The organism is Fluoribacter dumoffii NY 23 (genome assembly GCF_000236165.1).
GTDB classification, from domain to species: Bacteria; Pseudomonadota; Gammaproteobacteria; order Legionellales; family Legionellaceae; genus Legionella; species Legionella dumoffii.
Genome location: NZ_CM001373.1, coordinates 3,236,264 through 3,252,193, shown reverse-complemented (window position 1 = coordinate 3,252,193; position 15,930 = coordinate 3,236,264). Strand labels below are relative to the sequence as shown.

The window sequence follows — 15,930 nt, the reverse complement described above, 5'->3', positions numbered from 1 at the left end:
TGATTTTATCCTGTTACACATCTGATGCAGGCTACTTTTATTTAGAACGTAGGGCTGAATGCTTTTTCTGAATCCAAAATGGCTGCTTCATCCTGTAGACCCCTATTCCTGTTCGACGCAGTCAATAAACCATTCTTGACAAGTCCCTGGACCAAAACGTGATTGCTTGCAGGTTGTTGCCAAGCTGGAACGGAAACAGGTTTTTGCCCAAGCACCAGGGGCGGTTGGGGTATGGGTTTTCGGCCAGGATTGAGTTCATGTTCTTCAGCTTCCAATAATGCAAGTTGGTCGGCAGAAAGAGGCTTCATACGGCTTGCATATGCGAAAGGAATGACGCGAAGTTTTAATACCAAAAAAAATGCTTCGAATTTATTACTTAATTCAGTATATCCATTTTCCAGCGGTGCCTTATACGTGGCCCGTAACTGCGATGGAGATAAAAGGCTGATTTGATTTAAGTCAGTGCGATAATAAATTTTTTTACCTCTAAGCAGCAGTAAAGGTTGTGGTTGGCGGTATGTATCATCAATATCCGGCATCTGCTCAAGACCACCATATTCTGTCTGTGCCGGAGGCTGTTTTCCCTTAAATACCTGATGTAAATCATCCAATGACCGAGTCATTCCAGCCAGGCAAGCTTGCTTGTTAAAATAATTATTTCTAACATCAAAGTCCCCATCTCCCCCGGCTTCAACTGGAGGTTCGGTTCTATCCGGGGTTGGATCGTAAGCGCGTTTGGTATAGACCCTTACGCGGTTTAATTCGTCATGCAAATTATTCACTAAAATACTGCCCCAAAGCCCAAAACGTTTTGGAAGTTCGGCACGTAAATCACCTACAAATGAAATATGGCCTGCAGCAAAGTGATCGGTAAAATAGTGGAAGGCAAAAAACTCCATCTCTAAAGATAAAGCCTGGTAGCGATAGGCCATATCCTGCAAATTGTCATGGCTTAAGCCTTTAGGAGTTTGTTCGAGAAGTTTGAGCAAAGAATTAAAATCACTATTCTGGGATTGATAAGTCGAATCCGCAAGAAATTGATTGAGCTCATAAAAAATGCGCGCATATTTAAGTGCAAGATGATGACCGATGGTGTAAACACGTACTGACCATGGAGTGAAGTGGGCCAAATTTCTAACCAGAATTTCACTGTAATTTTTTACTCTCAGGGCAAACATAAGTTGTTGCACATAAAAATTTAAAGTGCTTGAAAAGGGGATGTAATTGGCTTTATCAATGGTATAAATTGTATCTATGTCGTGTTGCTGCACCTCTTTATTGGCCAATTTTTTATAGGAGCTAATTAATTTTTGTTCCTCACCATCAGTGACCGGCTCTTTAATCAGATATTTTCCCAAGGATTTGCAAGTACCATTAATGTCATAAACATCAGGATGGGCATTAAATTCTGCAATGGTTGGCAAATTGAGGCAAACCTCCCCGCCGCCAAAATAATCACCCGACATGGCAATAATATTACCCCCGGAGAGTTTTAGTTCAACAGGCTCAGGTAAACCCATTGCAGTGAAACCTTGCATATGCAAATGCAAACTTCCGTTCTCATCTATAGAGACATAGGGATTGTTTTGCAAGATATTCCAGTCTGGAAAACGCAATGCATCACCCAATTCCGTGTGTTCATTTGTATTCATAAGCAAGCTCCATTTCTTATTTTTAAAGTGATGAATTTAATGCTTTATAAGAGTTATCCCAGAAAAAAGGGTAAACTTTAAATATAGAAGTCAGGCTTAAAATTTTCAAATGAGTCAATTACTTACATTTGAATAATGGTTTTTTTAATCATGTAGTTTGTTATTCGTACCAATAGATTTTTTATTTGGCAACTATACTTCAAAGAAATTTAAGACGTGAGATAATTATGAAAGATGATAAGACAGAATCCGATTAATCACCACGACAGTTATTTAGAATCCTTAAGGGGCGCTATCTCAAAAAATACAAAGAACTGCAAGACAAGAAATACCTAATTTTCCATGATTCAATTACAATATCAACTAGGGAGATAAACCCAGTATCATCTCCCAATCTTCCGCCTTGCTGAGGTGTATAATCAAATAACTTGCTTCGCATTAAAGGAAAGACCGTGGTTAAACCAGTACATGTTTTAATAGTAGGCAGTGGAATCTCGGGATTGGCTATAGCTAACTTGTTAGTTCATGGCAATAAAAAAGTAAAATTCAAGATAACCTTGTTCGAATCCCGCTCACATTTAGGTTCCAGCGAGCAAAGCATAGGGGGGGGGATCGGCATTTGGCCTCCAGCCCAAGCGGTATTAAAAAATATCCCCGATTATCAAAAGTTCATCGAACAATTTAGTTATGACATGCCTTCTGCGAGTTACCGGGATCCTCAGGGAAGAGTTTTGGCAAGAGCCAGTGATACCTTTGCAGAGCGATTCCCCGTAAAATGTATGGATCGTTACGAGTTAATAAAAATGCTGTCTGCCGCTTTGGAGGCTCCAAAAGAAATTGAAATGGTGACTTCCCAAAAAATATCCCATTACGAGAGAGACAAGGAGCAAATTGTCATCAAATCTGAGGGCGGTAAATTGTATCGAGGGGATTTACTTATCGCTTGTGATGGCATTCATTCTAAAATTAGAAATTGCCTGATGGCTGAATTAGGGCTGCCTCCAGTTTTGGAGACGGAGCTTGGCTATACTTATTTTCGTGCAAATACCCTCATTCCTGAAGGCTCAAAATACCCCTGGTGGTCTGTTGCCTTCGAGACCTGGGGCCACAGCATGTCGCAACAATACGGGAGTCATTCCCTGCGATTTGGTTATGTGCCTCTTAAACCTCCAGCTGTCTTTTGGTTTATTGCTATTAAAACGCATAAAAACCACAAATATCTCGCCCCAGTTGATGGGGTCCAAATTGTCGATGAGGAAACCAAGGAATTTTTAATCGATTTAGTCCGTTCCTGGAAACCTGTTCTTACACACTCAGGTGATGTGGCTGTGCATTATGAAGAATTGATCCGTTTAACTAATAAAATATTGAGAACAGATATTGCAAAAATTGAAGGTGTGGAACACTTTCCCTGGACCGCACGAGATAATCGGATTGTCCTATTGGGGGACTCAGCGCATGCGACTGCACCTAATATTGCCCAAGGAGCAGGCTTGTGTATCGAAGATGCAGCTTACCTGGCCTCTAAATTGAACAGGGTAGATTATCTGCACGGAATTGCGGAATACGAGAAGGGACGAAAATCACGTGCGCAGACCGTGCAAAGAACCGCTGATCTCGTAGCCAAGGTGGGGCAGGTTAAAAATCCTGTTCTACGGAGGGTAAGAAACGGCCTTATGCATACTGCTTCTTTTGTGATTCCCTCCCTCCAGCGGCAAATATTTGAATACGTAGTTTCCCTTAGCCTTGGGGGATCCCGGAGATTGCTCTATTGGCAAGTTCCCCCTTTATCGATTGCTGACGATGCCGCCTCATCTTTGTTCGCGCGAATTGCCACAAACTTCCAGGCACTGGACAAGCACATAAAAGATTTTAAAACCTCAGATAGGGGCGGAAGCGGTTTAGGGGTTGTTACAGTTAAAAAACCTTCTTTTTTTGCCAGGTTATTCGGCTTTTTTGCCGGGTTTCCTGCAGAAATGCGCGAGCAACTGTTCTACGCCGAAGTGATTAATTTATCTCAAGATGTTCAATGTTGGAAAAGAGTATTTGGCTATAAAACGCCGCAGCAGAAAAGCTATGCAACCACCCATTCGTCTTTTTGCGGATTTAAAAGACAAATGTACTTAAGTGAAGGAATAGGTGGTTTTTGGGATAAGGCAATTCGATTTGTTTACACCCTAAAAATTCAAGCTGACAAGTCATTAGTTTATGAGTCTCAAGGCCTAAGCTTCTTTGATCTATTTAAAATACCCTTACCGGCTTTTCTGTTGCCCAAATCAGTATGGATTGAAAAGCCCACAACGGAAGGGTGGACATTCGACGGTAAAATTTCCTTTCCCGTGATGGGAACCCTACTGCATTATTATGGGGATTTTCGATTAGACCGAAACGAGGGAGTAAAAAATAACAGGCTGATTATAGCCGGTGGTTCAGGAATGATCGGAAAAGAGGTTTGTGTGGAGTTTATTAAAAAGGGTTACGACGTTTATTGTTTAAGCCGTTCTTTAAAGACGAAAATAAATGTTGAGGGGGTGAAAATCAGAGATATCAATGAAGACTGGTCGGATCTTATTGATAGGAACACCATTATATTAAATTTGAGCGGGGCAAATGCTGGCGCTAAAAGATGGAGCTCTTCTGTAAAAGCAGATATTGCGGAATCACGTTACAAAACAATTGCTACGATAACCCAAAACATAGAAAAGGCTCGCGAAAAACCCCTAAAATATCTGCAGGCTTCAGCCGCTGGATTTTATGGTGATGCTGGCGATGCGGTTTTGACTGAAGAAAGTACCCCAATCCTTAATAATGAACCTGGAACAAAATTCAGAGTTGAGGTGTGTGCAGAAATTGAACGGAGAGCAAACAATGCAAATTGCAATGTTGTCAATTTAAGAATTGGGCATGTATTTTCTAACGCCGGCGGACTTTTACCCTATTTAAGGCTCTCGGGGCTTTTCAATATAGATAAAATGGGTGTGGGAGACCAATTCGTGCCCTTTGTGCATATCAAAGATGTGGTGAAAGCCATTGAATTTATTGCTCGTAATAACACGATAATGGACGGCGCTGTCAACATAAGCTCTCCCCAACCTTGCAGGAATTTTGAGATGATGAAGGAATTGCGATGGACCCAATGGGGACTCCCTTTGCCTGCTCCCCTTTTGAAATGGCTCATTGGCCAATCATTTGTGGTATTAACAGACTCTGAGCGAATAAAGCCGCAAAGATTGCTCGAGCAGGGTTTTAAATTTGATTACATTACGCTGCAGGAGGTCGTGCAGGGTTTACACTAAAAATTAATGACACAACCACAAACAAAGTATGGATGGGTAAAAATAAATGGATTTACAATCGTTAGTTACTTTGGATAATCAAACGGTACTTGCCAAGCTCAGCACTTCTTTTGAGGGTTTAACGCACGCAGAAGCTGAAAAAAGACAAGCGTTATACGGATTTAATGAGATAACGCAAAAGCCGTATCGTCTACTTATTATGGAAGCCATTTCGCATTCGACCAATCCGCTTGTTGCCATATTACTGATTGCTGCCGGAGTTTCAGCATTTACTGGGAATGTTGTCAGTTCCGTAATCATAATTATTATGGTGATTATGAGTATAGGGCTGGATTATTTTCAAAGTCATCGCTCGCTAACCGCTATGAAAAAACTGCAAAAAAACATAGCGTCTACCGCAAATGTTTTACGGGATGGGCAATGGAGGGAAATCCCCTGCCGTGAGTTGGTTTCCGGCGATATTATCCGTCTTGTTGCGGGAGATTTGATTCCTGCAGATTCCTTATTATTAAAATCAAAAGACTTCCACGTGCAACAAGCTGCACTTACCGGGGAGTCTTTGCCCGTTGAAAAAGAAGCGATTCAGGAAAGAGGCCAGCCTCAAAACCCGGAAGAGGCGAGAAATGCAGTATTTTCGGGTTCATCGGTAGTAAGTGGAACAGCTACTGCAGTTGTGGTGGCCAGCGGCCAAAATACCCAGTTTGGCGATATTGTCAAAAGCCTTTCCAAAGTTGCACCGCACACCGAATTTGAAAAAGGCATCACCCGCTTTGGTTTATTCATTATGAAAGTGGTTTTTTTTCTCGTCGTATTTGTTTTTGCGGTTAACATTTATTTAAAACGCTCATTGCTTGAGTCTTTATTATTTGCGGTAGCCTTGGCTGTGGGGCTTACCCCGGAATTATTACCCATGATTACCACCGTAACCCTTGCTGCAGGCGCAGTACACATGGCCAAGAAACAAGTTATCGTTAAAAATTTATCCGCCATTCAGAATTTCGGCAGTATTGATATTCTTTGTAGTGATAAAACAGGTACGATAACTAGCGGTGAAATGATGCTGGAGCAGCATATGGATCCGTTTGGGGAAAAATCCGAAAACGTGATGTTGTTGGCTTATTTAAACAGCTTGTATGGTACCGAGATTCCTAACCCTTTTAATATTGCGGTATTAAAAAAAGTAAATATCAATCCTTTGGATGCAGCAATCTTAAAACATGATCATCCTGATGTGCAAACGTATCATAAAGTCGATGAAATTCCGTTCGATTTTGAACGGCGTCGTTCAAGTGTAGTGGTGGATAAAAGCAATTCGCACTTGCTTATTACCAAAGGAGCGCCAGAGTTTGTTATCTGTGATTGTACTCATTATGATAAGGCTGGGGAAATCAAGCCATTGGATGATGAAATCCGCAAAAAAATTGAAGCCACTTTCTTGTCCTTAAGTGAACAAGGCTATCGTACATTGGCTCTTGCCTACCGCCAAATAGAAAAAAAGCCTTCCTATCATGTCCCAGATGAAAAAAATATGGTAATTGCGGGATTTCTTGCCTTTTTTGATCCGCCGCTGCAAGAAACGCCGCAAATCATCAAAAAACTGCATAAAGAGGGGGTCAAAATAAAAATTTTGACTGGGGATAATGATTTGGTTACCCGTCATGTTTGCCAGCAAGTTGGCCTTGATGCAAGCCGGATGGTTCTTGGTGAACAATTAAATCACATTAACGATATGGCATTAGGGGAAATTGCCGAAGAAGTCGATGTATTCGCTCGCATTTCCCCGATGCAAAAACAACGCATCATTAGTGTTCTGCGCACTCGCGGCCACGTAGTAGGTTATATAGGGGATGGAATCAATGATGTCCCCTCCCTACATTCCGCTGATGTAGGAATATCCGTTGCAGGGGCAGTAGATGTAGCACGGGAGGCAGCAGATATTATTTTGCTAAAACGACATTTAGGGGTATTGTTACAAGGAATTCTTGAGGGACGCAAATCCTTCGGCAATGTAATGAAATACCTCATGATGGGCACCAGCTCCAATTTTGGAAATATGTTAAGCATGGCAGGGGCGATTCTCTTTTTACCTTTTTTGCCGATGTTACCCACGCAAATACTTTTAAATAATCTGCTCTATGACACCTCACAAATTGTAATCCCGACCGATAATGTCGATCCCAGTTTTGCGCGCAAACCAAAACATTGGGATATAGATATAATTCGCAAGTTTATGTTCTATATTGGCCCAATAAGCTCTTTATTTGATTTTATTACCTTTTATGTGATGTTGAAGGTTTTTGCTGCGACCGAAGCTTTATTTCAGACGGGTTGGTTTGTTGAATCTTTAGCAACTCAAACCCTCGTAGTATTTGTTATTCGTTCCGTGAAAAGTCCTTGGCAAAGTAAACCCAGTACTCCTTTGATTATTATGGTACTGGCGATAGTTCTATTTGCGACTGTATTGCCTTTTACTTCGCTGGCAAAGTTTTGGGGGTTTGTCCCGTTACCCCCATCCTATTTTCTTTTTCTAATTACTGCGACAATAACCTATTTATTTCTGGTAGAAATGATTAAAAAGAAACTCATGTGGAAATGGCTTGAAGAAAAACAGTAAGCATTAACCGCCTCGCTTAAGGGAAGCGCGAATTTGCGCTAGCCCAAAGGATTAGAATATTTTTGCAAATAAAGTTCCCCCAGCCTATAGGAAGCGTAATCGGTAATATGGCCTACATCTCGATACACAGGAACCCCATCGATATCCGCCTGACACCTATTATGCATGCATTGTACTTTTTTAGGATCAATCACAATAAGGTGTGGGTACTTACTTTTCATTTTCTTAAATAAATGGTTAAACCATTGTTCCTCTTTAAAGCTAAAATCGCAGTCATGGGGGGTATAGGATTTTCTAAGTTTTATATGTTTGAAAAAACAATCATGGAAATTATTTTGCATTATTGCCGTTGAATGAATTAACACCGGTTTTGCCCCTGAAGCAATAATGATGGAAAGTGCCTTATCTAACGCTTTTTCCAATCTTCTTTGTGTTAAGGGTAAAGATCGTTTATCACCCGGGTTATTTATGATGTTGTCCGTAAGGTAATTAACCCATAATTGTCCAATGATCACGTAATCATAATGCTGGGTTTGAATCATCTGGTAATACTTTTTTGTGAGCTCATAACAGAGCGGGTAGACTTGTTTTTTAAAGTGCCACCAATCATAAAGATAAATGTCAGGTAAAGTTAAACAGGATGATACCGTCTGCATTAAAATTGAAACATTGGCTGCTTGTCCTAGCACATCCATAAACCCCCAATAATGATTGGAAAATGAATCCCCAATCATTAATGCATGTTTACGGGGTGCTTTTTTCGTACCCATGAGGCATTGTGTATTGATAGCATTCTCAAAATCAGTAATACATAAAGCTCTTTGCGGGCTGTTGTATTGGTCCAGTTGGTGCTGGACGGTTAAAAGCTCATGGTTAAAGCGTTGAGGGAATCCCTCATTTTTTTTTATGATGAAATGGGCCAGGTGCAAGGTAATTATAGGAACTCCTAAGAGAAGTAAGCAGGTATACCGAAATTGCATTTGCTTCCATTGTGTGGAAGGCTTTTCAATAAAACGCCAGGAAAAATATGCTAAAACAAAAGTAACCCCAAAAGCAGCGGCTAGAACCGAAGGGCTGAGAACGATATTTTGATACCGTAAAAAAGAAAAAACAGCCCAATGCCAAATGTAAAGGGAATAAGATAATAGACCTATGAAAACCAAAGGCTTACTGGAAAGTAGTTTACTGCAAACATTTTCAGAAGCAGAGGACCCTATGAGGATAAGTAATCCGGTGGCGATGCACACGGCAAAAGCATGTTCGTCAGGGTAACCTGCCAAGTTAGGCTGCAGGCTGGCAACATACAATAAAATGAATAATGCCAGACTTCCAAAGAGATTTACAAGCCATCCCTGATTAAACAAGAAAGTCGTTGGAGTAAAGGCGACACAAGAGCCAATTAAAAACTCAAAAATTCTGCTGGAAAATAAATAATATGAGTGGGCGGGCAAGGTTTTCGCATTGTACAAAGAGTTGAGGAAAGCGATTAAAGTTAAGACAATGATTAATGGAATCAAGTATTTTCTAGGTGAAAAACGATGCAAACCATAGATGAGACAAGGTAAAAACAAATAACACTGCCACTCTATTGAAAGAGACCAGGTATGAAGCAAGGGGATTTGATGGGTATTTGGGGAAAAATAACCCGTCGTAGTTTTATCGAAAAATAGGTTGGATAAAAATAAAGAGGATTTACGTGCACTTTTGCTGTACTGCATCAAATCATCAGGTAAAAAAAATACGACAGCCAAGGCAGTGGCAAAAAAGAGCATGCAAACAAACACAGGTTGTAAACGCCATAATCTTCGATTATAAAAATCCATAAAGGAAAAGGAACCTTTATGAAGTGACTCATGAAGGATGCGCGTAATCAGGAATCCGGAGATAACAAAAAATACATCAACCCCTATAAAGCCGGAAGGAAAAAAGGAGAGCCCTCCGTGATAAATCAAGACGAAGATAATCGCTATGGCTCTGAGCCCATCAATATCGGGACGGTATTTCATTTATACTCGTACAAAAAAATCCCCATGCTATCATCTCGGTTATCGTTTATCTATAACTCGCTATTGTTGGGCTTTCCTCGGGTTGTTGGTGAATGAATTCATTGATTTGATTGGCTATTTTTTCTTTTTTCCAATAAACAGAATCATAGAACGATACAAAGGGGAAAGCAGGCTTATCTTTAAAAGCCAGGGCCAGACGATAAGTTCCTTTGGAACCGGCTGATTTTTCTATGATCACTCTATCAACAGAAGCCAAGGAAAAGCGTATTTCTTCAGCTCTACCCCAGAGTCGCCGGCGTTGAATGGTCACTGATGCAGTTGCTTTATCAAAGAGGATAATTGCATCTTTTATTGACAGTAAAAGCAAGCCTGCAATAAAAAAAATAATATTAACGACGGTGAAAAATAAATTAGGAGGATAAGGGATGATAAAGCTCTTCTCCAGACTGGAGTTGATGTAGGAGTTGATTGCATTTGCTGCCGCTTCTTTTTCACTGCGGCCACTGGATTTGCTGCCAGTAAGGTTAATAAAACCGTGATCTGTGTCCAAGTACACTGCATACAGAGTTCCTCCCTTGGAACTGGTGCCACTTTGTACACGTGCTGCCTCCAATTGACCTAAAACAGTTGTATTTTGGTAAAAATTATAAATAGTACTCTTCAAGACACATTCCTTTGCAAGACTGTAAGATTTTTGTTGGCAGACAATTTGATATTGTGTCTTGAGAAAAAGTCCCAAAATGCCTAAAGTGATGAACACCAATCCCAAAAATCGAACCAGGTGCTGTTTAATTTCTAATTGTTGTTTGTAATTACTGATCTTTTTCAGTTTCACTATGATTCAACCTATTGGCTCCTTAATATCGATTTTAGCTTATCCCTGTTTTTTTTATAATTAATTTGCATCATATTTGATATATTTTCGTTTCATGGTGTTAAGCATGTCTACAGCGGGACCCCATATTTCAATTGTTGAAGAATCTTCATGGCAAGACCTGCTTTGGGCAGGCAGAAAACGAATTGAGTCCTCGATTTTTTCTTCACTTAAGCGTTTCCGTATGGCATCCATAATAATAGAAGCTTCTTGCGTGGATTTTGCCTCGATAATATACCCCAACCCCATTCCGATGGGTTCAATTTTAGAAATAAGATTGACATCAAATTGACAGTTTTCTGCGAGTTCATACCGAAAATTTATATTATCTTCGGAATCGGTTTTTTTTGTGAAAAACTCATATTTATTAAGAAACTCCGATGAAGCTGGCATCCAAATGAAATTTAAGATATATCCTAAAATCCCTTCCCCTAAAAAGTGATGTCGATACTCCTTCATTAAATTATCAGCACCCGGAAGTCCCATATTCAATAAAGTGAAATGCAATTTTTGCTTTACCCGATTGAATTCGATTTCCAGGTCGATATTAATTCCTTGTTCCATTTGCAGAGCAACGTGATTGTAAAGTGACGTCAGAACTACTAATTTACCTAAAGCAGAATTTTTATCGGGTAAGGAGCCGTTAACTGTTATTGCGCTTGGGAGTTCGCTGTCGGCTAAATTATTTGACTGCGGAAATTTGTTCGCTATTTTTTTAGACAAGGATATATTCTGTAAATTTTTACAACGTGCAACGTGTTTGAAGAGATGGTCAATGTGGCTCAGGCACTCTTCGAGAAACTCCCTTTTTTCTTGGGCGCTCTTAAGAATCATAATAATAACTCCACTATCCTTGTGTACCTAAAGAGGCCACATTAATGTTATTTGGTCAAATTTGATACTATTATAGTATATAGCCACGTTATTTGATGCAGGATATGCAAAGAGTTTATGCAAATAAATCTTGAAAAGGCCTTATCTTGCATCCTTATACACTGACTTGCGAGGAAAAAATGCATACACTGCGAGTATTTTTTGCAATTCTCTTTCCAAGTAAAACACACGTTGAATTAGCAAATTACCTACACGCTTTACAGGAGGTGTTCTCTCCGGATTGCATTCGTTGGGTCCAACCTGAAAAAATGCATATCACCTTGCAATTTTTAGGAAATTTACCCCAAGCACAGCTGATGCAGGTTACTGAAAATGTGCGGACAGCATTAACAAACCAGCCGGCATTTCAACTCGAATTGGGACATCTGGAATGGTTTCCAACAGCACATCGTCCCAAAGTTGTCTCCTTAGGTATTCAACCGGAAGCTCCTTTAGCCAAATTATCGGCAACGATGGGAAATGTTCTCATTTCTTTAAATGTTCCAATCGAAACGCGACCTTTTCGTGCACATTTGACTCTGGGACGATTGATGCGTAATAAAATACCCAAAGAATTATTAAAGACCATGACCGTACCCGTTTTTTCACCAATTAACGTGACCAAGATATACCTCATTGAAAGCAGACCTGAAAAAGGAGAGCAAAACTATTATTCATTGGCTGAATTTAAATTATTGGCAGGCATGGTTTCATGACCCGTAAGTATCCAACAGATAGCCCATGACCGCACGTAACCCCATCACTTCGCCCCCTTCTGGTTTCCCCGGTTTATTTTGTTCACTCCAGGCCATGATGTCAAAATGCAACCAGGGTGTGCTTGGGGTAATATAACGTTGCAGGAATAAGGCTGCGACAATAGCCCCTGCATAGGGATAGTCACTGCAATTGACCATATCGGCAATAGAAGATTGCAGAAGTTGTTCATAAGGCGCAAACAAAGGTAAACGCCATAGAGGATCAAAAGCTTTAACAGACGTACTCATTAGTGCTTCTGATAAGGTCTCATTATTGGTGAAAAAAGCTGACATTTCCGTCCCCACGGCAACACGCGCCGAGCTGGATAATGTAGCAAAGTCGATTAGGAGGTCAGGATATTCCTCACACGCTTTGACCAAAGCATCGGCCATAATCAAACGGCCTTCAGCATCAGTATTATCTAATTCTACTGTGAAGCCATTGCGCATGGTTAAAATATCCCCTGGCCGGCATGCACAAGGTCCGATTGCATTTTCCACTGTGGGAATAAGCAGATGTAACCGAATAGGTAAGTTGCTCGCCATAATCCAGTATGCAAGTCCAATTACATGGGCGGCGCCTCCCATATCTTTTTTCATGATGCGCATGCCATAGGGGGATTTGATATTCAGACCACCGGTGTCAAAACAAACTCCTTTACCCACCAAGGTAATGCGAGGATTTTTTTCCTCACCCCAAATTAGAGAAAGTAAACGAGGCTCCGATTGGGCTGCCCGTCCTACCGCGTGGATGGCGGGAAAATTATCGCGTAGCAATTCATTTCCAATCCATTGTTCAAATTTGGCATCATATTTGCGAGCCATTGCTGCAACTGCATCTGCCAATTCTTCAGGTCCCAGATCACTAGCAGGTTCATTGATTAGATCACGAACCAGGAAATGGGTTTGCGCTGAAAGGAGTAGCTCATCGAACATGGGCGGATCAATGACCATGATGCGCGGTTGCGTGCGATTTTCTTTGTATTTGTCAAATTGATATTGTGCCAATGCCCAATATAAAGCAGCCTCTGCGGAGTAAGTACCTTGCACCTGATAGGTATTTGCTGGCAGCAATTGGGCTGCATGAGCCATTGCCAGAGTTTGATCTTCATTTCCAGTGCCTATGAAGGCCTTTTCCAATAAACCATCCGCATTATAAAACAGGCAGCAATCATCAATGTTTCCATTAAATTGCATTTGCCTAAAGTAGTTATATTCAATCGAAGTTAAGTTAGCACTCTGCTCTGCCCATTTTTTTGGGGACACAAGATAAAGAGGAATGGAGCTGACGCTATCTACTGTGTAAAAGAGATTTGGTTGCATATTACTTCTCTGCTGGCAGGTTGAAAGGAATTTTTGGTGACTATTAATTATTTATTCTGATTCATTATTTGTCAAAACAAGATAACACCATTCCTTTTAAAAAAGGAATATCTTTTTAAATGTTGATATGCTTATCAAAGAATGCCTGTATTTTTTAAAGGGATTTGTAGGGCTTTAATCCTGTTTTAATTATTCAGGAACAGGTTTATAGGCAGAAGACTCACAAGCTCATTGTGTGCAACAAATTATGGGACAGATTCCAAGAACTCAAAAGGAGTTGTAATGTTAAGAGAATTTTCCAGAAAATTATTTATTTGTTTTTTTGTATTTTTGTTTTTTATCACTGCAAACAGGTTTGCTTACTCAGTCACTGAAAAACATCAAGCACCGCATACAATAAACCCCGGAACACTTACTGTTGCTACTTATTTTACTAATCCACCATTCGAATACCTGAATAATAAAAAGGAAATTGGTTTTGAGGTAGACTTAATTCGGGAGATTGCCAAGCGTTTGCATTTGCAACTTGAATTTAAAAACACCCAATGGGAAAAAATTATAAATGAATTAAGGGAAAATCGTTATGATCTCATTATGGGGGCGATTACCATCACAGCTGATCGAAAAAAACTTATCGCATTTTCCAAGCCCTATATGACTACGACGCTAAGCATTGTGATCAATAAGGACAAAACACCTCAAGTAAAAACCATTGCTGATCTTTCCCAACTCACCATGGGTGTACAGGCAGCAACAACTGATTTTGATATTGCCAGACAGATGAAAAACCAAGGCCAAATTCATGGTATAAAAGTATATCCGTTTAAAAACTTTAATTTGGCAATAGCGGATTTAAGAATGGGAAAAATAGGGGCGTTGATGAAAGTCTTTCCTGTTGCGTATTATTATGTTGAGCACTATCCGGAGTTGAAAGTTATTTCTGCTGTCCCCAATGCACCCCAACCTTTAGGGTTTGGCATGAATCTGGCCAATCAGGAACTGGTTAAAGCGGTTAATCAAGTCCAGGCAGAAATGCAAGCAGATGGAACTTATGCAAAAATCTACAAGAAATGGTTTGGTACTCGTTCCACCCCGCACTGAAAGACGCAGCCAAGAGATGATGCAGTCAGAAGCTGAGGCTTTTGTTCGAGCACCCAGGTGTCAAAGTTATTTTCTCTGTATCCCTGGGAGGGAGAAATCCCTCGTCTTTTTGGGGAAGACGAAGAATTTCTGAGCGTACCCGGGATTATCAATCCAAGTTATGGTGTCATTGAGCAGGGGTGTTATTTGGCGCAGCAGCAGGTTTTTTAAAGGTTTGATAAAGGCCGACCAACTCCGCACTGCCAATAACATGTCCCGTTATCGCATTTAAGACAATATCTCGAGTTGTACCATCTCCCAAATCCAATATCGTATCTAAGGCATATAATTTAAAATGATAACTGTGGGCTCCAAGAGAAGGGCAAGGACCGCGATAGCCTAAACCGCCCCAACTGTTTTTGGCATTTGAAGCTCCGGGAGGAACCGGGGCTCCAGCTCCTAATTCTTTTACAGTAGGCGGTATATTAAACACTATCCAATGGGTCCAGGTGCCATCGGGCGCATCTGGGTCATCGACCACTAAAGCCAGTGACTGGGTATTAGGAGGAATGTTACTCCATGTTAAAGGGGGTGATTGATCGACCCCATTACAGGTGTATTGATCCGGAATCATTGAATTCATTTTGAATGCAGAACTTTTTATGGTGAATGTATTTGCAAAGCTGTTGTAGTGAAACAAAGAAAGCACCAGGAACAAAAGCAGGGTATATTTTTTCATTTTATTTTTCCTCTAAAACATTTCTAAAAGCAGATAAAAAACAGGGTTTACTCTTATCTGCAAAAGGTTATTGATTTATCTTATCCTCAAATCAGGGTCTTCCACAAATATGAAAAAATAAAAGGAGTTAACGTCACTCGAAACATCCCTATAGAAGTTTTTCTTAGCCTCAAACATAGTATAGGGCGGAAAATGAAAATATGCTGGAGCACCTAAAGTGTGTTATATAATTCATTTGGATAAAACACCACTCACATAACGGATAAATAAGGACGTAAATGGCAAGTGAATGTGTCATTGACTTAATTGTTGCAAAAAAGGAAAGCGCTTTTATCGTTTTTGAAGATGAGGACTTCATTGCATTTCTGGACTCTCGTCCGCTTTTTCCCGGTCATACTTTATTAGCCCCCAAGCAGCATATAAAGACGTTGTATGATGTGCCGGACTCCTTGGTTTCCCCACTCTTCACATTAACCCAAAAGATAGGCAAGGCTATTGAAAAGGCAATGGGTGCTGCAGGAAGTTTCATTGCGATGAATAACACGGTGAGCCAAAGCATACCTCATCTGCATATACATATAGTGCCAAGAAACAGACATGATGGACTTAAAGGATTTTTTTGGCCGCGAACTCATTATAAGGATGAACAGCATATGCATGAAGTCCAGGAACAAATTAAACATCAGCTCGCTCTTGGTTAACTGATTTTTATTGCATT

Annotated in this window: 11 protein-coding genes; 5 read left to right on the top strand and 6 right to left on the bottom strand. The window is 40.4% G+C overall.

The features are described 5' to 3' along the window. Nucleotides 1-41: 41 nt before the first annotated feature. On the bottom strand, nucleotides 42-1,652 hold the full coding sequence (locus KYQ_RS14795; protein ID WP_010654899.1) for a hypothetical protein: 1,611 nt from the start codon (nucleotides 1,650-1,652) through the stop codon (nucleotides 42-44). Between the two features lie 452 nt (nucleotides 1,653-2,104). Here KYQ_RS14795 and KYQ_RS14790 point away from each other — a divergent pair, with 452 nt between their 5' ends. Both KYQ_RS14790 and mgtA read left to right on the top strand, forming a co-directional pair. After that, the gene (locus KYQ_RS14790) at nucleotides 2,105-4,948 is read left to right on the top strand and encodes a DUF1731 domain-containing protein (RefSeq protein ID WP_010654898.1); all 2,844 of its coding nucleotides are present in this window, start codon (nucleotides 2,105-2,107) and stop codon (nucleotides 4,946-4,948) included. A gap of 46 nt (nucleotides 4,949-4,994) precedes the next feature. Further along, complete coding sequence (gene mgtA / locus KYQ_RS14785; protein WP_010654897.1) at nucleotides 4,995-7,562, top strand: magnesium-translocating P-type ATPase; 2,568 nt, start codon at nucleotides 4,995-4,997, stop codon at nucleotides 7,560-7,562. 38 nt (nucleotides 7,563-7,600) lie between these two features. Here the strand turns inward: mgtA and KYQ_RS14780 are convergent, their stop codons facing one another. Genes KYQ_RS14780 through KYQ_RS14770 form a run of 3 tightly spaced genes read right to left on the bottom strand, consistent with a single transcriptional unit; the run spans nucleotide 7,601 to nucleotide 11,276 of the window. Further along, entirely contained in the window at nucleotides 7,601-9,568 is a 1,968-nt protein-coding gene (locus KYQ_RS14780; protein ID WP_010654896.1) for an acyltransferase family protein, read from the bottom strand. 46 nt (nucleotides 9,569-9,614) lie between these two features. After that, nucleotides 9,615-10,403, bottom strand: coding sequence for a hypothetical protein (locus KYQ_RS14775; RefSeq protein ID WP_010654895.1), 789 nt, complete (start codon nucleotides 10,401-10,403; stop codon nucleotides 9,615-9,617). A 60-nt stretch (nucleotides 10,404-10,463) separates the two neighbouring features. Further along, nucleotides 10,464-11,276 (bottom strand): hypothetical protein, encoded by an 813-nt coding sequence (locus tag KYQ_RS14770; protein ID WP_019350221.1) that lies wholly within the window; start codon nucleotides 11,274-11,276, stop codon nucleotides 10,464-10,466. Between the two features lie 179 nt (nucleotides 11,277-11,455). Between KYQ_RS14770 and thpR the strand changes: the two genes are divergently transcribed. Further along, a complete protein-coding gene (gene thpR, locus KYQ_RS14765; protein WP_010654893.1) occupies nucleotides 11,456-12,031 on the top strand; it encodes an RNA 2',3'-cyclic phosphodiesterase in 576 nt (191 codons plus the stop codon). Here the strand turns inward: thpR and KYQ_RS14760 are convergent. Then, the gene (locus KYQ_RS14760) at nucleotides 12,026-13,393 is read right to left on the bottom strand and encodes a leucyl aminopeptidase family protein (RefSeq protein ID WP_010654892.1); all 1,368 of its coding nucleotides are present in this window, start codon (nucleotides 13,391-13,393) and stop codon (nucleotides 12,026-12,028) included. The genes thpR and KYQ_RS14760 overlap by 6 nt on opposite strands. A 282-nt stretch (nucleotides 13,394-13,675) precedes the next feature. Here KYQ_RS14760 and KYQ_RS14755 point away from each other — a divergent pair, with 282 nt between their 5' ends. Further along, nucleotides 13,676-14,494 carry an ABC transporter substrate-binding protein gene (locus KYQ_RS14755; RefSeq protein ID WP_019350220.1) on the top strand — a complete coding sequence of 273 codons (819 nt, stop codon included), beginning with the start codon at nucleotides 13,676-13,678 and terminating at the stop codon, nucleotides 14,492-14,494. A 166-nt stretch (nucleotides 14,495-14,660) separates the two neighbouring features. Here the strand turns inward: KYQ_RS14755 and KYQ_RS14750 are convergent, their stop codons facing one another. Continuing rightward, nucleotides 14,661-15,212: a YbhB/YbcL family Raf kinase inhibitor-like protein gene (locus KYQ_RS14750; RefSeq protein WP_010654890.1), complete on the bottom strand. Its 552-nt coding sequence runs from the start codon at nucleotides 15,210-15,212 to the stop codon at nucleotides 14,661-14,663. A gap of 278 nt (nucleotides 15,213-15,490) precedes the next feature. On the opposite strand from KYQ_RS14750, the gene KYQ_RS14745 reads away from it, so the two are divergent. After that, nucleotides 15,491-15,913 carry an HIT family protein gene (locus tag KYQ_RS14745; RefSeq protein WP_010654889.1) on the top strand — a complete coding sequence of 141 codons (423 nt, stop codon included), beginning with the start codon at nucleotides 15,491-15,493 and terminating at the stop codon, nucleotides 15,911-15,913. Nucleotides 15,914-15,930 lie beyond the last annotated feature (17 nt).